We start from the raw sequence: 20,340 nt of genomic DNA on the forward strand, positions 1-20,340 counted from the left end.
CATGATTCGGTCGTTCAGGCCTTGGCCAGGCTCAACATCCGCCGTGGCGACGGAACCGTTGCCGCCGGTGAGCGGGCCTGATCGGAAAACAGCAGGCTGGCGTCAAGATCGGCGCCATAGAGGTCGTTGAGCAAACGCGTATCGAGATCGGTGCAGGGGCCGTCGTAGTGAATGTGGCCGTCCTTGAGCGCCACCGCCCGACGGCAGTAGCGCAGGGCATAATCGACTTGATGAAGGGTCACCACCACGGTCTTGCCGTCGCGCTGATTGATGTCCGCAAGGATGTCCATCACCTTGCGCGCCGACTCGGGGTCGAGCGAGGCGATCGGCTCGTCAGCGAGAATCACTTCGGCCTGCTGGGTCAGCGCCCGCGCAATGGCGACCCGCTGCTGCTGGCCACCGGACAGCGTCGAGGCACGCTGGGCGGCACGATTGGCCAGCCCTACGCGCTCCAGCGCCGCCAGCGCCTGCTGTTTCTGCTCGGTGCTGAACATGCCCAGCGAGCCACGCCAGCGCGGCATGCGTCCGAGAAAGCCCAGCAGGACGTTGTCCAGCACACTGAGGCGACCGACCAGATTGAACTGCTGAAAGATGTAGCCGATATCCGCGCGCAGCCGCCGGACGTCTCCGTTCAGGCGGCCGGCCGACTGCACCTCGCGTCCCAGCACCTGGATGTTGCCGCCGGCCTCCCGGTCACAGCAGGCCAGCCCGGCAATGTGTCGCAGCAGCGTGGATTTGCCGGAACCCGAGGCACCGATCAGTGCCACCATCTCGCCCGGCTGCACGCTCAGGGCCAGGTTATGCAGGGCACGCTTGCCCGCAAAGCTCTTGTTCAGACTGTCGACACGGATAACCGCATTCATGGCCCGTCTTCCTCATCGAGAACGACGGCAGCACCTGGCTGCCATCTGATGAGGCATGACCTTAGGCACGCCCAATGTCGCTTCGGTGAAGGCTTGGTGACGGTTTGATGACTTGTCTAAACAGGCGAAACGGGCATCGCGCGTGCGTATCGGCGCGCGCCTTCTATACGCGGAGCGCCGTCTAGTCGTCGTGCTTCGCCCGATCCGGGATACCCGTCAGCCGCTGGCCGATTGCGGCGCCGTGTCGGCGAAACCAGCCCTGATTGACTTCGAGCGCGTACCGCGCCGGCTCGCGTGAACAGCGGATGGTCTTGTCCAGCGGTGTGAGGTCGATGATATCGACGATACGCCCATGTTCGTCGATGAACGCCGCGGACAGCGGCAACGGCGTGTCCTTCATCCACAGGCAATGGCGGCGGACCTCATCGAAGCGAAACAGCATGCCCCGGTTCTCGGGCAGATCGGTGCGCTCCATCAACCCGCGCGCGCGCTCGTTGGGCGAGCGCGCGTACTCTGCCTGCACGCGTGCCTTCCCGACCGCCAGTTCAAGGTGCGGCTCGCTGGCGGCGACAGGGCAAAGACCGGCCAGGCCGAGGATGGACAGCAGCAAAGCAATGCGCATCGAAAGCCTCGATGGGAAGGAATGAGTCGGCGCTCTAGACAGCATAACCGGGGCGGTTGCGTTCAGTCTTCGGTGAGCGGCGCCTCGCTGGCTACCCGCTCACTGTCGCCATAACGCTTCTGGCAACGCTCGCAGTAAAAACTGCGCCGTTTGCTGCGGCCCAGCGACTTGGCCTTGACGAAGGGGATATTGCAGCGGGGACAGGTGTTTTTGGTATGCGCCAGCCAGTGCGCCTTGAGCGTGCCCTCGCGCTTCCACTGGAGGAAATCGAAGCTATAGGTACGAACCTCACGCACCAGCTCGCGCAGCTTTACCGCCGACAGATCACCCATCAGCGACAGCGGATGGATACGCGTGCGAAACAGCACTTCGTTCTTGATGATATTGCCCGAGCCTGAGAACAACGTCTGATCGAGCAGTGCATCGCAGGCCAGCAGGCGTGGCCGTGCGCGCAGTTTTTTCAGCGCCGCACGGGCGTCCCAGGCATCGCTCATGACGTCCGCGCTCCAGTCGTAGGCGTCATCGAGCAGCCCCTCTACAGGCTGTACCGAGCAGCCATAGAAGTTCAGCTCGCCGTTGGCAAAGCCCAGACTCAGGCGCGGCGCGGTCTCCTTGCGTTCATTGATCCGGTAGCTGCCGAACAGCAGGAGATGGATGCGCAGCGATACATCGTCCAGTTCGATCAGGAAGTGCTTGCCCCAGCTTCGAAACGATCGCACCGTCTGGCCGACCAGTCGCGCCTTGTCGAGCTTGGCACTGCCCTCGGCGCGCTCGATGCGCTTGCCGGTAAACCCGGCGACCTGTTCTCGAAGAATGACGATGGACGGACCTTCAGGCATGGCGATATCGCTTCGGCTGGACACTATCGATATCGACTGACGCCACGCGCGAAGGTGCAGCCAGGGCGACCGGGTGCGCGCGAGCCGTTACCAGTCCAGCCGCAGCCGGCTCTCGAAACGACGCCGCTCGCCCGTCAGCGGATCGGCAAACGCCAAGCCGCGCGCCAGCAGCTTGAGCGGCCTGGAATAATCGTCCCGATCCCGACGCGCGCGGTCGAGCAGTTCGGGGTAGAACGGGTCGTTGCAGATACCCGCCCCGAGCGTGGCCATCTGCAGCCGCAACTGGTGCTTGCGCCCGGTGACGGGATAGAGCCCGTAGCGCCAGAGTGCGCCACGACGCTCCAGCACCTCGATGCGCGTTTCGCTGTTGGGCGCCCCATCGCCCTGCTTCATCAGGAAAAAAGGCTCGCCCTCGACCATCCGCATTCGCGCCTGATACGGGAATTCCAGTTCAGGCAGCGCCGGGCAGATCGCCTCGTAATACTTGTCGATCCTGCGCTCGCGAAACAGCGCCTGATAGCACCCACGACTGGCAGGATTGGTGGAAAACAGCACCAGCCCGGCGGTCAGGCGGTCGATGCGATGGATCGGCACCAGATCGGGATTGCCGACGTGCTGGCTCAGGCGCGCCAACAGCGTTTCGTTGACATACCCGCCCGCCGGCATCACCGGCAGGAAGTGCGGCTTGTCGGCGACCAGCAGATGGTCGTCGAGATGCAGCACCTGCGCCTCGAAGGGAATCGGCAGCTCGTTGGGCACTTCGCGGAAATAGTGGATCTTGAGCGCGGCCCGGTAAGGATGCGTCGCCGCCAGCGGCTGCCCATCGGCGTCCAGCACGCGACCCCTGGCGAAGCGATCGAGCCAGGTGGCGCGGTCGATCGTGGGGAAATGCGCGCACAGGCAATCGAGCACCGTAAGCCATTCGCCCTGAGGCAGGTGCAGCGTGCTGCGGGCATTGGAAGCAGTAGCGGACATGGTGAAGCCGTGCGAACGGAGACGGGCCGCCATGATACCCGACCTCGCTGTGACCGCTCGGGTTGAGCCGCCTCGCGGCTGTTCAGATGCCGGCCTGTCGATTTCCGTGAGCGCCGGACGACCACCTTGGAGCGCATCGGATTCGTCGCTGCGCCTGCCCTCGTCTCGCAACCGGAGATCCAAGATGAGTACCCATTCGATCGTTTCGCGTCAGCAGTGGCTGGCAACCCATGCCGAGCATCTGGTCAAGGAAAAGCACGTCACCCGCCAGCGTGAGGCGCTTGCCGCCGCCCGTCGCGAACTGCCCTGGGCGCGCCTGGACAAGGTCTATCGCTTTCAGGATGCGCACGGCCCGGTGGGCCTGGACGACCTGTTCGAAGGGCGCAGCCAACTGATCGTCAAGCACTTCATGTTCGGCCCCGACTGGCAGGAAGGCTGTGTGGGCTGCTCGTTCGAAATGGATCACCTGCAAGGCACCCTGGTGCACCTGGCCAACCACGATGTCAGTGTCGTCGCGGTGTCGCGGGCGCCATTCGCCGCGCTCGACGCCTTCCGCCAACGGATGGGCTGGCAGATCCGCTGGGTGTCGTCTGCCGGGAGCGATTTCAATCGTGACTTCAATGTCTCGTTCGACCCCGAGGACGTGATCGACGGCAAGGTGTTCTACAACTTCACCTGGACCCCATTCGTCTGTGAGGAGCTGTCGGGATTCAGTGTGTTCCATCGCGACGAGACGGGATGCATCTTCCACACCTTCTCCGCTTACGGGCGCGGGGCGGAGGAACTCCTGGGCAGCTATGTGCTGCTGGACATGACGCCCATGGGCCGCAACGAAAACGGGCCGCGACGCGATCTGACCGACTGGGTCCGGCACCATGACCGCTACGGCAGCGGTGACTCCGTCGACGTGACCGGACGAGCCAGGCCCGGCCAGCCCGCGCAGTCTTCCGACTGTTGCCATCAGGCCGCCCCCACACCGGCCAGCTGAAGCCGGCGAACCCTGCCGCAATCGCCCGGTCCAGACAAGAACGAGGGGCACCGGGCTCATACCCGGCTGCCTGATCACTCCGAGTCCAGAGCAGGCGCGATTCCCATGACCACGACAGTCGGCGACTACCTGATCGAACGCCTTTACCAATGGGGCGTCCGGCGCATCTATGGCTATCCGGGCGACGGCATAAACGGGGTATTCGGCGCGCTCAACCGGGCCAATGGCAAGATCAGCTTCATCCAGGCGCGGCACGAGGAAATGGCCGCGTTCATGGCCTCGGCAGATGCCAAGTTCAGTGGCGAGCTGGGGGTCTGCATCGCCACGTCCGGACCGGGCGCGGCGCATCTGTTGACCGGACTGTACGACGCGCGGCTCGATCATATGCCGGTGCTGGCGATCGTCGGCCAACAGGCACGAACGGCCCTCGGCGCGCACTATCAGCAGGAAGTCGACCTGGCATCGATGTTCAAGGATGTCGCCGGTGGCTTCGTGCAGCAAGCCAGCGCACCGGCCCAGGTGCGGCACCTGGTGGATCGCGCGATCCGTACCGCATTGGGCCAGCGCACGGTCACCGCGATCATCCTGCCCAACGATCTGCAGGAACTGGAATACAGCGAGCCCCCGCATGCCCACGGCGCCGTGCATTCGGGGGTCGGCTATACGCCCCCGAAAGTGGTGCCGTACGACATCGACCTGCAACGCGCCGCCGACGTGCTCAACGCCGGCCGGAAGGTCGCCATGCTGGTGGGTGCGGGGGCGCTGGACGCCGCCGACGAACTCGTGGCCGTGGCCGACAGGCTGGGTGCCGGTGTCGCCAAGGCCTTGCTCGGCAAAGCGGCGCTACCGGACGATCTGCCATGGGTCACCGGCTCCATTGGCCTGCTCGGAACCGAGGCGAGCTACAAGCTGATGACCGAATGCGACACCCTGCTGATGGTCGGCTCCGGCTTCCCCTACTCCGAGTTTCTGCCCGAGGAAGGTCAGGCGCGGGGCGTACAGATCGATATCAAGGCGGACATGCTGAGCATCCGCTATCCGATGGAGGTGAACCTGCACGGCGATTCGGCCGAAACGCTGCGGGCGCTGCTGCCGCTGTTGCAGGAAAAGCCCGAACGCAGCTGGCGACAGTCCATCGAGCGATGGCGGACGCACTGGGACCAGACGCTGGAGAAGCGCGCCATGCTCGCCGCCGAGCCGATCAATCCGCAGCGGGTCGCCCTGGAATTGTCGCCTCGCCTGCCCGACCTGGCGATCGTCACCAGCGACTCGGGTTCCTGCGCGAACTGGTATGCCCGCGACATCCAGTTTCGCCGCGGCATGATGGGCTCGCTGTCCGGCGGATTGGCCTCGATGGGCGCTGCCGTGCCGTACGCCATCGCTGCCAAGTTCTGTCACTCGGACCGCCCGGTCGTCGCGATGGTCGGCGATGGCGCGATGCAGATGAACAACATGGCCGAACTGATCACCGTGGCCAAGTACTGGAAGCAGTGGCAGAACAGCCAGTGGATCTGCTGCGTGTTCAACAACGAGGATCTCAATCAGGTCACCTGGGAGCAACGGGTGATGGCCGGCGATCCGAAATTCGAGGCCTCGCAGAACATCCCCAACGTGCCTTACCACCGTTTCGCCGAATCGATCGGCCTGAAGGGCATCTACGTCGATCGCGAAGACCAGGTTGCCGCCGCCTGGGATGAAGCCTTTGGCGCCGACAGACCCGTGCTGATCGAGTTCAAGACGGACCCGAACGTGCCTCCGCTGCCATCGCACATCACGCTGGAACAGGCCAAGACGTATGCGTCGGTGCTGCTGCGCGGCGATGATCCTGACCAACGCGGCATGTTCGTTCAATCGGCCAAGCAGGTGCTGAGCAAAATGATGCCGGGTCGAAACAAGGACAAGGACAAGGACGAACGATGAGCCGGCTGATGGCCTGGCCCCGCTAGAGTCGTACGACGGTAACGGCAAGGCCGGGCTCGGCCGGTCTCAGCGCTTGTCGATGGAGACGATGGACGCCTCGTCGCCTTCGCTTTGAAAACCGATCTGTACCGCGTCGCCGACGGCCAGCCCGTCGAGCTGCTCCCGCCGGGCCTTGAAGTCCATGGTCGCCGCTGGCCATTTCAATGCAGGCACAGGCCCATGGGCAATGGCCACGACCCCTCGCTCGCGATCGATCGCCTCGATGGTGCCAGTGGCCCGCATGACCGGCTCGGAGAGCATTTCAGTCGCCGGGCCGGCGTCGATATCCGGCGCCTGGGCCGGTGTCGTGGGCTTGAGCAGATCCTGCGCCAGCCCGGCTTGGGCGAGCAGCAGCAGGCTGAGCGTGACACAATGAAGCGCTTTCATGACGGACCTCCCGGAACAGGTGGACGTACGCCGTATTGGACAATATCGCCGCGCCGAATGCTGCTTTCAGGCCTTTCCGATGGCGGCTCGTGCGTTCAGCTTCGCGTAAGCCATGGCTCGTAACCTGTGAAGCGTCGAAACCCACACAGGAACACCCAACCATGAAAACCCTGACTACCCTGATCACCGCCGCCACGCTCACCCTGGGCGCCAACCTGGCCATGGCCCGCGACCTCGGTCCGGACGAAGCTTTGCGACTGCGCGACGCCGGCACCATCCAGTCATTCGAAAAGCTAAACGAAGCCGCCCTGGCCAAACATCCAGGCGCCACCATTGGCGATACCGAGCTCGAAGAAGAATACGGTCGTCACATCTATCAACTTGAACTGCGCGACGACAAAGGTGTGGAATGGGATCTGGAACTCGACGCCAAGACCGGCGAAGTGCTCAAGGATCATCGGGACGATTGATGCGGCCTGCCACGCTTCTTTCCGTCGTACTGGTCATGCTGCTCGCCGCCGCCCCGGCGGTGAGCCGCGACCTCGATCAGGACGAAGTGCTGCGGCTGCGCCGCGAAGGGCTGATCCAACCGCTGGAGAGCCTCTTGCAGCGCGCCATGCAGCGCCATCCCGGTGCGCGTCTGCTCGAAGCGGAACTCGAAGAAGATGATGGCCTCTACGTTTACGAGATTGAACTGGTGACCGCCGACGGCATTGCTCGCGAGCTTGAGTTCAATGCCCGCGACGGCCGCCTGCTCAAGGACGAACAAGACTGATGCGCCTGCTCCTGGTCGAAGACAACGTAACGCTGGCCGACGAATTGACCGCGACCCTCACCAGTCACGGCTACGCGCTCGACTGGCTGGCTGACGGCCGCGACGCGGACTATCAGGGCAGCAGCGAACCCTATGACCTCATCGTTCTGGATCTCGGCCTGCCCGGCAAGCCTGGGCTGGATGTGTTGCGCGCCTGGCGCGCACGCGGAATGGCGACGCCGGTGCTGATCCTCACCGCGCGCGATTCATGGGCTGAACGCATCGATGGGCTCAAGGCCGGCGCCGATGACTACCTGACCAAGCCCTTCCACCCCGAAGAGCTGTTGCTGCGCATTCAGGCGCTGCTTCGCCGCGCCCACGGCGTGGTCAATCAACCGCTGCTGGAAGTCGGTGGGCTGGCGCTGGACGAAGCACGCCAGTGCTGCCGCAAGGGCGAGCAGGACATCGAGCTGACCGCTGGGGAGTTTCGCCTGCTGCGCTACTTCATGCTGCATGCCGGGCAGCTGCTGTCCAAGAGCCAGCTGGCCGAGCACCTGTACGATGGCGAAACCGAGCGCGATTCCAATGTCATCGAAGTGCATGTCAACCGGCTGCGCGGCAAGCTCGGTCGCGACATCATCGAAACCCGCCGCGGTCAGGGTTATCGCTTCGGCGGCGCGTCTTGAGATCGATCCAGCGCAACATCGGCCTTGGTCTCGTCGCTGGGCTGCTGCTGGTCGGTCTTCTGTTGGTTCAAACCAGCCTGTGGCTGTTCGAAGCCGGCCTGCGACGCAACCTGGCAATCGACCTGCGAGAAGAAACCGAAGGCCTGCTGATCGCCGTGGTACGGGGCCAGGACGGCTTCAAGCTGGACTCGAACCGGCTCAACCCCCGCTACAAGCGGCCTTTTTCCGGCCACTACTTCCGCATCGACCTGCCAACGCACAGTTGGCGGTCACGCTCGTTGTGGGACACCGAACCGGCCTGGCCCACGACAAACGGGCTGAGCAGCGATCTGATCGAGGGCCCGCAGGGGCAGCGGCTGCTGAGCTATCGCGCCGAATATCGTCGCGACGACCAGACGATCGTCATCACGGTCGCCCGCGACTACACGCCCATCCTCGACAGCTTCGCGCAGGTTCGCCTGGGCGGCGTGGCGCTGGTCGGCCTGACGCTGCTGGTGTTCCTGTTGCTGCAGCGCTACGCCGTGAAACTCGCCATGCGCCCGCTGGAGCGCGCACGGCAGCAAATCGCCCAACTGCAGCAGGGCGAACGCCAGCAGCTGGATTTCCAGGTTCCGATCGAGCTGCAACCCCTGGTGGACCAGATCAACCACCTGCTGGCTCACACCGATGACACCCTCAAGCGTTCGCGTCACGCCCTGGGCAATCTCGGCCACGCGTTGAAAACCCCGCTGGCGGTGCTCGGCAGCCTCATCCAACGCGAGGAGTTGCAGGCCCACCCGCAGTTGCAGGCGAGTTTTCGTGAACAGTGGTCGCAGATCCAGCACCGTATCTCGCGCGAACTGGGTCGCGCCCGACTGTCGGGCGACGTGCTGCCCGGCGCCTATTTCGACTGCGCGGAAGAACTCGCACCGCTGTTCGAGACACTGAACATGATCCACCGCCGCGGCCTTCGGCTGCACTGGCAGGCGCATGAATATTGCCGCCTGCCCTGGGACCGCGAGGACATGCTGGAACTGCTCGGCAACCTGCTGGACAACGCCTGTAAATTCGCGCGTTCGGAGGTTCTGCTGACCATCGAGCGGACGCCTGATGGTTACCTGATCCGGGTGGAAGATGACGGCCCGGGCATTGCCCCGGACCAGCGCGACGCAGTACTGGAGCGCGGCATCCGTCTCGACGAGCGTGCCGAAGGGCATGGGCTGGGGCTTGGTATCGTCAGGGACATCCTGGCCGCCTGGAACGGTCAGCTATCGCTGGAGCAGAGCGCTCTGGGAGGCTTGCAGGTAAGCGTTCGCCTGCCGACACAACTGCGTCACAAGGGCTGACGAGAGCGCGGACATATAGCGAACGATGCGAGGTGTCACTGCGGACGAGCCAGCTCGTTGCGCATGTCTTCCAGGATGGTTTCTACCAACAGACCGTTCTGCACCTGACGACCCGATACCATTCGAATGGCTTCGGTACCATTGATCGGATAGCCGACGCGCACCACCAGATATCCGTCGTCCTGGGGCTCAACGCGCGTCTTGTAGTCAGCGGGAAAATTGTCTGCAAGGTAACGGGAGAGGGTTTTCATGGGGGCCTCGAGCGCTGAGTCTGAAACAAAGACCCGGTAATGCGCTCGGAGATTCCGGACCACTCATCGGATGACTTCGTACCGACACACAGCTGTAACGGTGGTAGCCGCCCGCCTACTTTCTCTCGCTGGTGCCGTAGGCAAGCCAGGCAAGTACACCCATGCCGGCCAAGGCGGTGACGGAAAACAGCAGCGCATTCAGTAACAGGCTCATGGTGAGCGTCCTCGTTCGACTCGCTTGATGTACGCCCTGAATATATGTAGCTTCGCACGACACGTCGAGCTACTCGATAGTCGCATGTAAAGTTTTACGGCGGATGAAGCGAATATGAAGAGGAAGCAATCGATCAGCCAGATCCGCTGGGACCTGGCGTTGCGTTATCGCCTGATCGAGACGGTGGCCTGGTGGGAGGGCCGCCTGACCACGGGGCATCTGATGCAAAGCTTCGGCATCAGCCGGCAGCAGGCCTCGAAGGACATCAACACCTACCTGAACGAACATGCGCCGAAAAACCTTACATATGACCGCCATCTGAAAGGCTACAAGCCGAGCAGGCAGTTTCAGCCATTGTTCATCGACGGCAGCGCCAGCGCGTATCTGCATCTGCTGGACCAGAACCGCGACCGCGCGCCGCACATCGAAGGGCTCGCCCTCGCCTACGCGCATACCGAGGTGCTGCATATGCCGGACCGCAGTATCCGTCCTGACGTGTTGCGTCCGATTCTAAGAGCCTGCCGCGAAGGCCTGCGCCTGGAGGCCGAATACGTGTCGTTGGCCCATCCCGATATCGAGATCAGGGTCATGGCGCCGCACACCCTGGTCTTCACCGGGACCCGCTGGCATGTCCGAGCCTACTGCGAGAAGAACCGTGGGTTCCGCGATTTCGTGCTCAGCCGCTTCCGAGGCGAACCGGACCTGATGGATGAAAGCGACAACACGCAGGACACTGACGAGGCCTGGAACACACCGGTCGAGGTGATCATCGAGCCGGATGCGCGCCTCACGCCGGGGCAGAAATCAATCATCGAGACCGACTACGGCATGCAAGGCGGCGAACTCCGTATCGCGACCCGTGGCGCACTGGTTCAGTACGTGCTCCAGCGCTATCAGATCGATCCCAACACCGTCCAGGCCAACGCGGCAGCGCAGCAGATACACGTGAGGAACCTGCAGGCGCTGAAGACCTGGTTGTACGGATGAGCGGGCCACCGCGCCGCACACCGCCACAGCCAGTCGCGCCCGGCCAAGACCTCAGAAGAGCACACGTATGCGCCTGATCCATACTTCCGACTGGCATCTGGGTCAAACCCTTCACGGCCAGGACCGCGACTACGAGCATGCGCAACTGCTCGCCTGGTTGCTCGAACAGCTGGTCCAGCATCGGCCCGACGCCCTGCTGATCGCCGGGGACATCTTCGACACGGTCAACCCGCCACTCAGGGCCCAGGAGCGGCTCTACGATTTCGTCGTTCGCGCCCATGAACGCCTGCCGCAGTTGGACATCGTGATGATCGCCGGCAATCACGACTCCGGCGGGCGAATCGAACTGCCCGGCCCCCTGATGAAACGCCTCAACACCCACGCCATCGGACGCATCAGCTGGATCGAGGACGGCCAGCTGGATCATCGACGACTGCTGGTACCCCTGCACGAGGCCGATGGGCAGATCGCGGCCTGGTGCCTGACCCTGCCCTTCCTGCGGCCAGCGGAAGTCACCGGCCTGGAAGCGGGCGATGACTACATGCGGGGCATCCGCCATGTTCATCAACAGTTGATCGCCGCCGCCGAAGCGCTGCGCAAACCCGGCCAGGCCCTGATCGCCATGAGCCACGCGCACATGGCTGGCGGTGCCGTGTCCGAGGACTCTGAACGCAACATCGTGATCGGCAACGCAGAGGCCCTGCCGGCCAGCCTGTTTCCCGCCCCCATCGCTTATGTCGCCCTCGGTCATCTGCACAAGCCACAGCGGGTCGCCGGACAGGACCACATCCGCTATTGCGGCTCGCCGTTGCCGCTGTCGTTCGGCGAGATCAACTACCCGCATCAAATGCTGCTGGTGGATTTCGACGGCGACCGTTTGAGCCGGATCGAAACCCTGCCGGTACCGCGCGCCGTGGACATGATCCGCATCGGCCGCGCGCCACTGGCCGAGGTGATCAGCCAGCTCGAAGCACTGCCTCCGGTGGGCCTGTTCGCCGAGAACCTTCCCTGGCTGGAGGTCCGCGTACAGCTCGACGAGCCGCTACCCGACCTGCGCCAGCGCATCGAAACAGCGCTCACGGGCAAAGCCTGTCGCCTGGTGCGCATCGCCAGCGAGTACGCAGGCAAGCGCGGCGAGGCTGATTCGGACGTCTTGCTCGGACTCGACCAGATTTCGCCGCAGGAACTCTTCGCCCGCGCCTGGGAGGAGCAATTCGGCAACCCACCCGACGAGCAGGCACTGGACGATTTCGCCAACCTGCTGCAGCGCGTCGAATTCGCCGGTGAAGGAGATGCGAGTTGAAGATACTGGCCATCCGCCTGAAAAACCTCGCTTCGCTGGCGGGCGAACAGGTGATCGACTTCACCCGTGAACCCCTGGCCAGCGCAGGTCTGTTTGCCATTACCGGGCCGACCGGCGCGGGCAAGAGCACCATCCTCGACGCGTTGTGCCTTGCCCTGTTCGGCAGCACGCCGCGGCTCGACGGGGCGTCTCTGCTGAGCAAGGTGCCGGATGGGAGCGATGAGATCGGCAGTGGTGACGAACGCAACCTGCTACGCCGCGGTTGTGGCAGCGGCTACGCCGAAGTGGATTTCGTCGGCGTCGACGGCCGCCGTTATCGTGCCCGCTGGGAGGTCAAGCGCGCCCGTGAGAAAATCGATGGCCGACTCCAGGCCAGCACCCAGAGCCTGCGCGATCTGGACGGCGATCAGCTGCTGGCCAGTGGCAAAAAGCGGGAGTTCAAGGAACTGCTCGAAACCAGGCTCGGCCTGACCCTGCCGCAGTTCACCCGTGCCGTGCTGCTGGCGCAGAGTGAGTTCTCCGCCTTTCTCAAGGCCGACGACAACGACCGCGGTACGCTGCTTGAAAAACTCACCGACACCGGACTCTACAGCCGTCTCGGCCAAGCGGCCTTCGACGCGGCCAAGCGCGCCCGCGAAACGCTCACGACGCTGCAGCAGCAGGCAGGCGGCGTGCAGCCGCTGGAACCCGAGACGCGTGAAGCGCTGCAAGCGCAACACCTGGAGCAACAAGCCGAACTCAAAGCCCTCCAGCAACAACTCGACGCGCTCAAGCAACAGCGCCAGTGGCTGCAGGATCTTTCGCGGCTACAAGGCGAGCATGACAGCGCCCGGCAGCAGCTCGCCCAGGCCGAAACCGAGCAGCAAGGTCTTGCCGATGCCCGTCGTATTCTCGGGCTGTTCGAACGCCTGGCACCGCAGCGTCATCGCTTCATGCGCGAAAGGGAGCTGGCGCCGCTTCTGGCCAAAATCGACGAAACCCTGGACCGCCATCAGCGCGAGCATGCCGAGGTGCAACAGCGACTCGACGGACTCGAACAGACCTGCCGTGCCGCCAGCGAGACCCTGGAAGAGGCCGAACTGAAACGTAAGGCAGCCGAACCGGCGCTGGCCCAGGCACGTCGCGAAGAAGACCGCCTGAGCCAGCTCGACCAGGATCGGCGCGAGGCCGGCGAACACGCCGCACAGGCCGAAATGGCTTGTGAGGCAGGCGAAGTAAGGCTCGCACACCTGCGCCAGGAACAGGAACGGACCACCGCGCAGCTCGGCACCTTGAACGAACAGCTCGCCGTCAGCGCCCAACTCCAGCCCCTGTGTGAAGCCTGGAGCGGCTATCGACCCCGCTTGCAACAGGCCGTGCAGATAGCGGCCCGCCTGAAGCAGGGCCGGCAGGAGTTGCTGGCCCTTGAAGCCGCCGCTACCGCCGCCGAAACAGCGCAGAGCGCGGCGCGCCAGGCGCTCGATGAGCTACACAGGCAGATTGGCAGCGACGCAGGCGTAGGCGATCAACTGGCGCAACTCGCCACGCAACTGGACGCGTGGCGCGAGGCCGAAGGCGAATGGGCAAGCCTGCATCACCTGTGGCTGCGGCAGCAGCAGTTGTCGTCTCAACACCGTGCCTTGCAGGAAGAACAGCGCCGCCAGCAGCGCGAACTCGACGCACTGACCCAGGCCGGCAAGCTCGCGCGTACCGAGCGCGACGACGCGCAGAAAGCGTTTGACGTGGTGCAGGCACTGCTGGAGCGCCAACGCCTGGCCCGCAGCGCAGACGTCGCGGCCTTGCGCGCGGCGCTGGTGCCGGGCGAACCGTGCAGCGTCTGCGGCAGCGCCGAACACCCCTGGCACGACGGCAAGTTGCTGGCGACCCTTGAGCAACATGACGAGCAGGAATCCGAGCAGGCGCGGCTGACACTCCGGGCGCACGACGAGCGGCTCCAGGCCCTGCGCGACCAGCACATCGCGCTGGCCACGAGCATCAAGCAGGGGACGCAGCGGCACGCGGAAATCACCGAGGAACTGGACAGGCTGGCCCCGCAGCTGATGGCGCTATCCGCCTACACCGAGCTGCTGCAGCAATCGGAAACGGACCGCCAACCGTGGCTCGACAGTCGGATCGTCACGATCAGGGCGGACATCGCCACCGCCAAAGCCCGTCAACAAGAGCTGCTCGCCCTGCAGCAGCGCGGCGAGGCACTGCACACGGCCTGGCAACGCGCGCGGGAGATGTGCAGCGAGGCCAACCAGGCACTGGTCGCCCACGTTGGCGCTATCACACGCGACGAGGCGCATCTGGACGATGAGCTGGCCGAGTTTTCCCGTTTGCTGCCACCCTCGCTCCTTACCCGTTGGCGCGAGGCGCCTGCCGAGACCTTCATGCAGCTGGACGGCCAGATCGAGACGCGGCGCCAGCAGATCGACCAGCGAACGGCCCTGGCCGAAGAACAGCAGCGGCGCCAGGCAGCACAGGAACGCGAGCAGTTGCAGCAGCAGCATCGCCTCGAGCAGCGCAAGGCCTGCGCCGTCCGCCTCACCGAACTGCAAACCCGTGAACAGGCTTGTCGCCAGAGCCTGCGGGCAAGCCTGGGTGTGCAGCCCAGTGCTCAGGCCTGGCAACGGCAGCTCGACAGTGCGATTGAAGCGGCGCGCCAGCAGCAGGCCGATGTCGACCGGCAGTTGAATGAGGCCCGGGTTGCGCTGACCCACCTTGCCAGCGAATACGCGAACTGCCGCCAGCGTCGTGACGAGTGGCGGGCCGAGCGCGAATCGCTGAGCAGCGAGCTTGCGAGATGGCGCGATGAACACCCGGACCTTGACGACGCGACACTCGCTCAGCTGTTGCAGCTCGACGACAGCCTGTTGGCCGAGGCGCGCCAACGTCTGCAGGATAACGCCGAAGATCTGGCCCGCAGCCGCGAGCGTCTGGAAGGTTGTCAGCAGCGCCTCGCGGCCCACCAGGCGCAGTACGCCGAAACGATGGACGCCGAAGGGCTCGAGCACCGCTATAACGAGCAACTGTCCGTTTGTAGCCTGGTCGAGCAGCGCTGCGCCGAGACCCGCGCCGCATTGCTCGACGATGATCGCCGCCGCCATCAGAGCCAGGCACTGCTACAGCAGATCGCGGCGGCATCGGCCGAGAGCCAGCGTTGGGGCCGCATCGCCGCACTGATCGGCTCCAGCGATGGAGGTGCTTTCCGCAAGATCGCGCAAGCCTACAACCTGGATTTGCTGGTGCAACATGCCAATGTGCAACTGCGCCAACTGGCCAGACGATACCGGCTCAGGCGCGGCGGCAGCGCGCTGGGGCTGTTGGTGATGGACACCGAGATGGGTGACGAGCTGCGCTCCGTGCACTCGTTGTCCGGCGGCGAAACATTCCTCGTGTCCCTGGCGCTGGCGCTGGGCCTGGCCTCGATGGCGTCGAGCAAGCTGAAGATCGAATCGCTGTTCATCGACGAAGGGTTTGGCAGTCTCGACCCCGAATCGCTGCAGATCGCCATGGATGCGCTGGACTCACTGCAAGCCCAGGGGCGCAAGGTCGCTGTCATTTCGCACGTCGCGGAAATGCACGAGCGGATTCCCGTGCAGATTCAGGTGCAGCGGCAGGGCAACGGCCAGAGCGGCGTGCGGATAACCGGGGGTAGCTGAGCGGCCCGCCGTAGGCGAAGCCGCTCATTGAGAGGCGTGCAGTCGCCCCTGCGCTTAACGCGCCAGCGGCAACATGCCCTTGAGCACGTCATCGCGGCGTACGTAATGATGCCAGAGCGCGATGGCGGTATGGCCGAGGATCATCGTGAAGAGTACGTACTGACCGACGATGTGTACGTCTTTTGCCACACCCCGGATACCGGACGACAACGGCAGCGGCCCGATCTCCACCAGCCAGAACAGGTTGAACGGCTTGCTGCCGAACAGCAGGCCGGAGATCGGCATGACCAGCAGCAACAGGTACAACAGCCCGTGCCCGGCAGCGGCGGCGAGCTGCTGCGAGCGAGATTGCTGAGCGCCGAGTTGGCGCGTGGGCACCTTGCGGCCGCGATAGGCCAGGCGCAGCACGGTCAACAACAACACGACGATGCCAAGCGACTTGTGCAGGGTAAACACATTGCCCTTGCCGCCAAGCAGCGACGCAAAGAAATCACTGCCATAGGGCAGCACAACGATTGTCAGCACCAGCAGCGCGGTGAGCCAGTGGAATGCGATTTGTGCGGGAGCGAAACGTGCAGTTGTCATCCAGACCTCGTCTTATCAGGCGCATCATGGCGCGACCGGCAACATAAACGATTTCGCCAGGATCGCGCAAAGGCCCGTGCCAGAGCGGTTTGTCCGATGTGAAGCGCACCTCACGCCGCGCAGATAGAAGCGAAACCGGCGAACGCCGCTCGTGACGCCGCCGCCAGGTTCCGCGCGAGGTAGGATGTAGCGGGCCCAACGCTTGTGGCGGTGTGCCTGCTGCGACAACAAGTCATCGCCAGCCCTGCCAGCATACGAACCCAAGCTTTCAGCAAACTGTCGATAGCCTATATCCCGCCGGGCCTGTCGCATGCCACGCACCCATACCGAGACCGACGCGCTGCGCCTCATGCATGAGCAAGGCTACGTGCTGCTACGCAATATCCTGCAGCCGAAGCGGATCGATGAGCTGCGCTTGGCCATCGACCAGCTCGAGCCGATCCATTGGGATTACCAGGGCCTGGTGGACGACCATTACAAGTGTGTGTTCAATCGCGACCCGTTCTGGTTGCCGTTCCTCGACCTGCCGGGCGTCATCGAACTGGCCGAAGCCTGCCTCGGTGCGGACTGCCACGTGATCGGCCAGACCGCTTGGCGCAGCCACCCTGGCTTTGTCGGCGGCGACCTGCATCTGGATTACCTGGCGATGGAACTGCCGGAGGCGCTGCTGGCCGACCCAGCCTTCATACTGCCCATGCAGGTCTGCACGGCGCATATTCATCTCGACCGTATCGATGCCGACCTCTGCCCTACGCAGGTCCTTGCCGGCAGCCACCGCGCCGGACGGCCGCCGCGTCCGGGTGAAACCCAGTGGCATGGCCGCGCGCCGGAGCCGGTGCTCTGCGACGCCGGCGACGTCCTGATGTTTCGTAGCGATCTCTGGCACGCGGGCAGTCGTAATCGCACCACCGACCGCAGCCGATATCTCCTGCAGGTGCACTACGGCAGGCGCATGGTGGCCCAGAAGTTTTCGCCCTACCTGCGGTGGCATTTCAATCCCGAGGTGATAACGGCGGCCACGCCGAGGCAACGACGACTGCTGGGTGACCATGAGGCGTCGGAATACGACTGACACTCTCGAACTCCGCTGGCACAGCTTCTGCAAGAACGGGCAAACCGACCGCCACGCGCGATCTGCCAGCCCGCCTCGAGAGGTAACGCCCATGATTTCCTGCCGCAGCCAAGTCACCCAGATGATCGTGTCCGCCAAGGTCAGCAAAAAACTCAGCTGGGGCGATATTGCGGGGTCCATCGGCATGTCGAAGGAGTGGACGACGGCCGGCTGCCTGGGTCAGATGGCATTCGACAAAACGCAGGCGGAAACACTCGGCAAGCTGTTCGAGCTACCGGATGAGGCTGTCGCGTGGTTGCAGATCGTGCCCTATAAAGGGTCACTGCCCACCACTGTGCCCACCGATCCGCTGATCTACCGGTGGTATGAGCTGGTCAATGTGTATGGCAGCACGATCAAGGAGCTGATCCACGAGGAGTTTGGTGACGGCATCATGAGCGCCATCGACTTCTCCATGAGTATCCAGCGTCAAGCGGACCCCAAGGGTGACCGCGTCAACGTGGTGCTCTCCGGCAAGTTTCTGCCCTATAAAAGCTACTGAAGCGCTCAGCGCGAGCGGATTTCGCCGCGCGCCAGATTCTCGACCTTGTTGCCCAGCGGGTCGCTCGCGTCAAGATCGGCACCGCGTTCACGAAGTGCTTCGAGCAAGGCTTCGCGCTGGAACAGCGCGGCATACATCGCCGGCGTCTGGCCAGCATTGTTGCGCTGGTCAGGATCGCATTCAGTGGCCAACAGGCGTTTGGCGATGCGCAGCTCACCCTTGAAGATGGCGCCCATCAGGGCCGTGTTGCCCCGTTTGTCCTCGGCACATGCATCCGCGCCGCCCACGATCAGCTGTTCGACCGTCTCGGCATGACCGTTGTAGGCCGCCAGGATCAGGGCCGTATAGCCCTTTTCATCGGCGGTATTCAGGTCGTAACCGGCCTGAATGAATTCAGCGAGCATCTCGTTATCGCCGCGACGGGCAGCCTGGAAGAAATAGTCACGCAGTTGGCTCTGAACCTGCTCACCATCACCGGCCTGAGCCGGCGCTTGCGAAGCCGCGAAGGCGTGGCCGCTACCCAGCAGCATCGCAGCCATGAGGAAAAGGCGTTTCATGTTCTGCTCCTGAAAGGTAATGACCCGAGCGATACTCGGGTCGCTGGGCCGCCGGGGACAGCAGCGGCCCGCTGTTATCAGTCCTGCAGGTCGGCGGCCAGCGCCTTGACCCGCTTGAGATCGGACTTCGCGACCTTGGTTAGGCCCTCGCCATACTCGGCATCGGCCTTGTAGAAGAACGACAGCAAGTGATAACGCGCCTCTTCATCGGTCTTTGCCAGCTCGCCACCCAAGGTATTGATCAGGTCCATCTGCTCTTTCTTGGTGAAGGAACGATACAGCTCACCGGTCTGCTTGAAGTTCTGCTCACGGTGGATCGGTGCCTGCTGGGTCGTCCCGGAAAGTGGCAACTGGCTGTATAGGCCACGCTCATTTTCCTCACGGTTCATGCGACGGCTTGGCTGGTAGTTGACGCTTGTAGTGGTGTGACCGGCGTTCAACTGACCATTCTGGTTACCGTTGCTTACCTCGACGTGCGGCTTGTTGATCGGCAGGCTCAGGGCGTTGGCTCCGATTCGATACATCTGCGTATCGGCATAGGAGAACAAGCGACCTTGCAGCAGACGGTCCTCGGACGGCTCGATGCCGGGCACCAGGTTCGACGGCGCCATGGCGACCTGCTCGGTTTCCTCGAAGACGTTATCCGGATTCTTGTTCAGCACCATGGTGCCGATCTTCTTCGAGGGAACCAGCTCTTCCGGCCAGATCTTGGTGGCATCCAGCGGATCGAACTCGAACGTTGCCAGCGCTTCAGGCTCCAGGACTTGCAGGTAGAGGTCCCACTTCGGATAGTCGCCCTTGTCGATGGCGCTGATCAGGTCGCGCGTCATGTGGCTGTAGTCACGCCCCTGGGTTTCCTGAACCTGCTTGGGATCGAGGTTCTTCACGCCCTGCTGGCTCTTCCAGGCAAACTTCACGTAGCGGTATTCGCCTTCATCGTTGACGAACTTGTAAGCATGTACGCTGCTGCCATCCATGTAACGGTAGCCGACCGGCGTGCCGTAGTTGGAATAGAGCATGGTCAGAGTACGCGTGGACTCAGGATGGTGAGAGAGGAAATCCATCCGCCGCGTGTCGTCATCGAGGTTGGTACGCGGGTCGGTCTTGAAGGCGTGCACCATGTCAGGGAACTTGATGGCGTCACGAATGAAGAACGTCGGGAAGTTGTTGCCGACCAGATCCCAGTTGCCTTCTTGAGTGTAGAACTTGGTGGCGAAGCCGCGCGGATCACGCAGTGTTTCCGGCGAGTGGCTATTGTTGGTCACGGAGGAGAAACGCACGAACACCGGCGTGGTGGTGCCTTTCTCGAAGACCTTGGCCATGGTCAGATCGGAAATGTCGGCGCTGGCCGTGAACTCGCCATGAGCACCTGTGCCGCGAGCATGAACGACACGCTCCGGTACGCGCTCACGGTCGAAACGCTGCAGCTTCTGCAGCAATTGCACGTCTTGCAGTACGACCGGGCCATTGGCACCTGCCGTTTGAGCGTTCTGGTTGTTGCCGACCGGTGCGCCATTGTCGCGGGTCAGCGGAGCGGCATGGGCGGAAAGCGACACCAGGCTTGCGCAAAACACGCTCAGCAAGGTGCGCGCAGGCAGAGCGCCTGACAGGTAACGATTCATCTAGTCGTCCTCTTTTCGTTTTTAATTGCGTCTGGAACGCGAGGAGCAGACTAGAGCGTGGCGTCAGGCTATCGAAATTGAATAAGCGAAGCGGCGCGATAGAGAGATTCTGGTTGCCAACGTTCCACTCTGGAGGTGCCGGCACTTGAGCATCGTCAACTTATGC

20 protein-coding genes are annotated in these 20,340 nt (G+C 63.5%); 11 read left to right on the forward strand and 9 right to left on the reverse strand.

Annotated elements, in window-relative coordinates:
* Positions 1 to 14: 14 nt before the first annotated feature.
* From phnC to GQA94_RS21395, 4 genes are all read right to left on the reverse strand, one after another.
* Positions 15 to 863: a phosphonate ABC transporter ATP-binding protein gene (phnC, locus tag GQA94_RS21380; protein WP_158189902.1), complete on the reverse strand. Its 849-nt coding sequence runs from the start codon at positions 861 to 863 to the stop codon at positions 15 to 17.
* A 181-nt stretch (positions 864 to 1,044) separates the two neighbouring features.
* Entirely contained in the window at positions 1,045 to 1,485 is a 441-nt protein-coding gene (locus tag GQA94_RS21385) for a DUF192 domain-containing protein (RefSeq protein WP_158189903.1), read from the reverse strand.
* 62 nt (positions 1,486 to 1,547) lie between these two features.
* Positions 1,548 to 2,324 (reverse strand): DNA-formamidopyrimidine glycosylase family protein, encoded by a 777-nt coding sequence (locus GQA94_RS21390; protein ID WP_158189904.1) that lies wholly within the window; start codon positions 2,322 to 2,324, stop codon positions 1,548 to 1,550.
* An 87-nt stretch (positions 2,325 to 2,411) separates the two neighbouring features.
* On the reverse strand, positions 2,412 to 3,332 hold the full coding sequence (locus GQA94_RS21395; protein WP_233270199.1) for a pseudouridine synthase: 921 nt from the start codon (positions 3,330 to 3,332) through the stop codon (positions 2,412 to 2,414).
* A gap of 151 nt (positions 3,333 to 3,483) precedes the next feature.
* On the opposite strand from GQA94_RS21395, the gene GQA94_RS21400 reads away from it, so the two are divergent.
* Together GQA94_RS21400 and GQA94_RS21405 are read left to right on the forward strand one after the other, a co-directional pair.
* On the forward strand, positions 3,484 to 4,287 hold the full coding sequence (locus GQA94_RS21400) for a DUF899 domain-containing protein (RefSeq protein ID WP_158189905.1): 804 nt from the start codon (positions 3,484 to 3,486) through the stop codon (positions 4,285 to 4,287).
* Between the two features lie 105 nt (positions 4,288 to 4,392).
* A complete protein-coding gene (locus GQA94_RS21405; protein WP_158189906.1) occupies positions 4,393 to 6,207 on the forward strand; it encodes a thiamine pyrophosphate-requiring protein in 1,815 nt (604 codons plus the stop codon).
* Positions 6,208 to 6,273: 66 nt separating this feature from the next.
* Here GQA94_RS21405 and GQA94_RS21410 read toward each other — a convergent pair whose 3' ends face one another.
* Positions 6,274 to 6,633, reverse strand: a complete 360-nt coding sequence (locus tag GQA94_RS21410; protein WP_158189907.1) for a copper-binding protein — start codon at positions 6,631 to 6,633, stop codon at positions 6,274 to 6,276.
* Positions 6,634 to 6,794: 161 nt separating this feature from the next.
* On the opposite strand from GQA94_RS21410, the gene GQA94_RS21415 reads away from it, so the two are divergent.
* From GQA94_RS21415 to GQA94_RS21430, 4 genes are read left to right on the forward strand one after another with little or no spacing between them, the layout of a single operon-like run.
* A complete protein-coding gene (locus tag GQA94_RS21415) occupies positions 6,795 to 7,103 on the forward strand; it encodes a PepSY domain-containing protein (RefSeq protein WP_158189908.1) in 309 nt (102 codons plus the stop codon).
* Complete coding sequence (locus GQA94_RS21420; RefSeq protein WP_158189909.1) at positions 7,103 to 7,408, forward strand: PepSY domain-containing protein; 306 nt, start codon at positions 7,103 to 7,105, stop codon at positions 7,406 to 7,408. The genes GQA94_RS21415 and GQA94_RS21420 overlap by 1 nt, the downstream gene beginning before the upstream one ends.
* The gene (locus GQA94_RS21425) at positions 7,408 to 8,073 is read left to right on the forward strand and encodes a response regulator transcription factor (RefSeq protein WP_158189910.1); all 666 of its coding nucleotides are present in this window, start codon (positions 7,408 to 7,410) and stop codon (positions 8,071 to 8,073) included. The genes GQA94_RS21420 and GQA94_RS21425 overlap by 1 nt, the downstream gene beginning before the upstream one ends.
* On the forward strand, positions 8,070 to 9,398 hold the full coding sequence (locus GQA94_RS21430) for a sensor histidine kinase (RefSeq protein ID WP_158189911.1): 1,329 nt from the start codon (positions 8,070 to 8,072) through the stop codon (positions 9,396 to 9,398). The genes GQA94_RS21425 and GQA94_RS21430 overlap by 4 nt, the downstream gene beginning before the upstream one ends.
* Before the next feature lie 35 nt (positions 9,399 to 9,433).
* Here GQA94_RS21430 and GQA94_RS21435 read toward each other — a convergent pair whose 3' ends face one another.
* Positions 9,434 to 9,649 (reverse strand): hypothetical protein, encoded by a 216-nt coding sequence (locus GQA94_RS21435; RefSeq protein WP_158189912.1) that lies wholly within the window; start codon positions 9,647 to 9,649, stop codon positions 9,434 to 9,436.
* A gap of 328 nt (positions 9,650 to 9,977) precedes the next feature.
* Between GQA94_RS21435 and GQA94_RS21440 the strand changes: the two genes are divergently transcribed.
* The 3 genes from GQA94_RS21440 (at position 9,978) to GQA94_RS21450 (ending at position 15,797) form a co-directional block, all read left to right on the forward strand.
* Complete coding sequence (locus tag GQA94_RS21440) at positions 9,978 to 10,850, forward strand: helix-turn-helix transcriptional regulator (RefSeq protein WP_158189913.1); 873 nt, start codon at positions 9,978 to 9,980, stop codon at positions 10,848 to 10,850.
* Between the two features lie 67 nt (positions 10,851 to 10,917).
* Positions 10,918 to 12,153 carry an exonuclease SbcCD subunit D C-terminal domain-containing protein gene (locus GQA94_RS21445; protein ID WP_158189914.1) on the forward strand — a complete coding sequence of 412 codons (1,236 nt, stop codon included), beginning with the start codon at positions 10,918 to 10,920 and terminating at the stop codon, positions 12,151 to 12,153.
* Positions 12,150 to 15,797 carry an AAA family ATPase gene (locus GQA94_RS21450; protein WP_158189915.1) on the forward strand — a complete coding sequence of 1,216 codons (3,648 nt, stop codon included), beginning with the start codon at positions 12,150 to 12,152 and terminating at the stop codon, positions 15,795 to 15,797. The genes GQA94_RS21445 and GQA94_RS21450 overlap by 4 nt, the downstream gene beginning before the upstream one ends.
* A gap of 54 nt (positions 15,798 to 15,851) precedes the next feature.
* Here the strand turns inward: GQA94_RS21450 and GQA94_RS21455 are convergent, their stop codons facing one another.
* Positions 15,852 to 16,382, reverse strand: coding sequence for a cytochrome b (locus GQA94_RS21455; protein WP_158189916.1), 531 nt, complete (start codon positions 16,380 to 16,382; stop codon positions 15,852 to 15,854).
* A gap of 310 nt (positions 16,383 to 16,692) precedes the next feature.
* Here GQA94_RS21455 and GQA94_RS21460 point away from each other — a divergent pair, with 310 nt between their 5' ends.
* On the forward strand, positions 16,693 to 17,454 hold the full coding sequence (locus GQA94_RS21460; protein ID WP_158189917.1) for a phytanoyl-CoA dioxygenase family protein: 762 nt from the start codon (positions 16,693 to 16,695) through the stop codon (positions 17,452 to 17,454).
* Positions 17,455 to 17,545: 91 nt separating this feature from the next.
* Positions 17,546 to 17,995, forward strand: coding sequence for a cyanase (cynS, locus tag GQA94_RS21465; RefSeq protein ID WP_158189918.1), 450 nt, complete (start codon positions 17,546 to 17,548; stop codon positions 17,993 to 17,995).
* 5 nt (positions 17,996 to 18,000) lie between these two features.
* Here the strand turns inward: cynS and GQA94_RS21470 are convergent, their stop codons facing one another.
* Together GQA94_RS21470 and GQA94_RS21475 are read right to left on the reverse strand one after the other, a co-directional pair.
* Positions 18,001 to 18,552 carry an ankyrin repeat domain-containing protein gene (locus GQA94_RS21470; RefSeq protein WP_158189919.1) on the reverse strand — a complete coding sequence of 184 codons (552 nt, stop codon included), beginning with the start codon at positions 18,550 to 18,552 and terminating at the stop codon, positions 18,001 to 18,003.
* A gap of 77 nt (positions 18,553 to 18,629) precedes the next feature.
* Positions 18,630 to 20,174, reverse strand: a complete 1,545-nt coding sequence (locus GQA94_RS21475; RefSeq protein WP_158189920.1) for a catalase — start codon at positions 20,172 to 20,174, stop codon at positions 18,630 to 18,632.
* Positions 20,175 to 20,340: the final 166 nt, after the last annotated feature.

The organism is Stutzerimonas stutzeri (assembly GCF_009789555.1).
GTDB classification, from domain to species: domain Bacteria; phylum Pseudomonadota; class Gammaproteobacteria; order Pseudomonadales; family Pseudomonadaceae; genus Stutzerimonas; species Stutzerimonas stutzeri_R.

What these genes read in the sequence shown, in the direction of transcription:
- phnC (WP_158189902.1), bottom strand. Translation starts at nt 863, where the DNA reads ATGAATGCGGTTATCCGTGTCGACAGTCTGAACAAGAGCTTTGCGGGC.
- GQA94_RS21385 (WP_158189903.1), bottom strand. Translation starts at nt 1,485, where the DNA reads ATGCGCATTGCTTTGCTGCTGTCCATCCTCGGCCTGGCCGGTCTTTGC.
- GQA94_RS21390 (WP_158189904.1), bottom strand. Translation starts at nt 2,324, where the DNA reads ATGCCTGAAGGTCCGTCCATCGTCATTCTTCGAGAACAGGTCGCCGGG.
- GQA94_RS21395 (WP_233270199.1), bottom strand. Translation starts at nt 3,332, where the DNA reads ATGGCGGCCCGTCTCCGTTCGCACGGCTTCACCATGTCCGCTACTGCT.
- GQA94_RS21400 (WP_158189905.1), top strand. Translation starts at nt 3,484, where the DNA reads ATGAGTACCCATTCGATCGTTTCGCGTCAGCAGTGGCTGGCAACCCAT.
- GQA94_RS21405 (WP_158189906.1), top strand. Translation starts at nt 4,393, where the DNA reads ATGACCACGACAGTCGGCGACTACCTGATCGAACGCCTTTACCAATGG.
- GQA94_RS21410 (WP_158189907.1), bottom strand. Translation starts at nt 6,633, where the DNA reads ATGAAAGCGCTTCATTGTGTCACGCTCAGCCTGCTGCTGCTCGCCCAA.
- GQA94_RS21415 (WP_158189908.1), top strand. Translation starts at nt 6,795, where the DNA reads ATGAAAACCCTGACTACCCTGATCACCGCCGCCACGCTCACCCTGGGC.
- GQA94_RS21420 (WP_158189909.1), top strand. Translation starts at nt 7,103, where the DNA reads ATGCGGCCTGCCACGCTTCTTTCCGTCGTACTGGTCATGCTGCTCGCC.
- GQA94_RS21425 (WP_158189910.1), top strand. Translation starts at nt 7,408, where the DNA reads ATGCGCCTGCTCCTGGTCGAAGACAACGTAACGCTGGCCGACGAATTG.
- GQA94_RS21435 (WP_158189912.1), bottom strand. Translation starts at nt 9,649, where the DNA reads ATGAAAACCCTCTCCCGTTACCTTGCAGACAATTTTCCCGCTGACTAC.
- GQA94_RS21440 (WP_158189913.1), top strand. Translation starts at nt 9,978, where the DNA reads ATGAAGAGGAAGCAATCGATCAGCCAGATCCGCTGGGACCTGGCGTTG.
- GQA94_RS21445 (WP_158189914.1), top strand. Translation starts at nt 10,918, where the DNA reads ATGCGCCTGATCCATACTTCCGACTGGCATCTGGGTCAAACCCTTCAC.
- GQA94_RS21455 (WP_158189916.1), bottom strand. Translation starts at nt 16,382, where the DNA reads ATGACAACTGCACGTTTCGCTCCCGCACAAATCGCATTCCACTGGCTC.
- GQA94_RS21460 (WP_158189917.1), top strand. Translation starts at nt 16,693, where the DNA reads ATGCCACGCACCCATACCGAGACCGACGCGCTGCGCCTCATGCATGAG.
- cynS (WP_158189918.1), top strand. Translation starts at nt 17,546, where the DNA reads ATGATTTCCTGCCGCAGCCAAGTCACCCAGATGATCGTGTCCGCCAAG.
- GQA94_RS21470 (WP_158189919.1), bottom strand. Translation starts at nt 18,552, where the DNA reads ATGAAACGCCTTTTCCTCATGGCTGCGATGCTGCTGGGTAGCGGCCAC.
- GQA94_RS21475 (WP_158189920.1), bottom strand. Translation starts at nt 20,174, where the DNA reads ATGAATCGTTACCTGTCAGGCGCTCTGCCTGCGCGCACCTTGCTGAGC.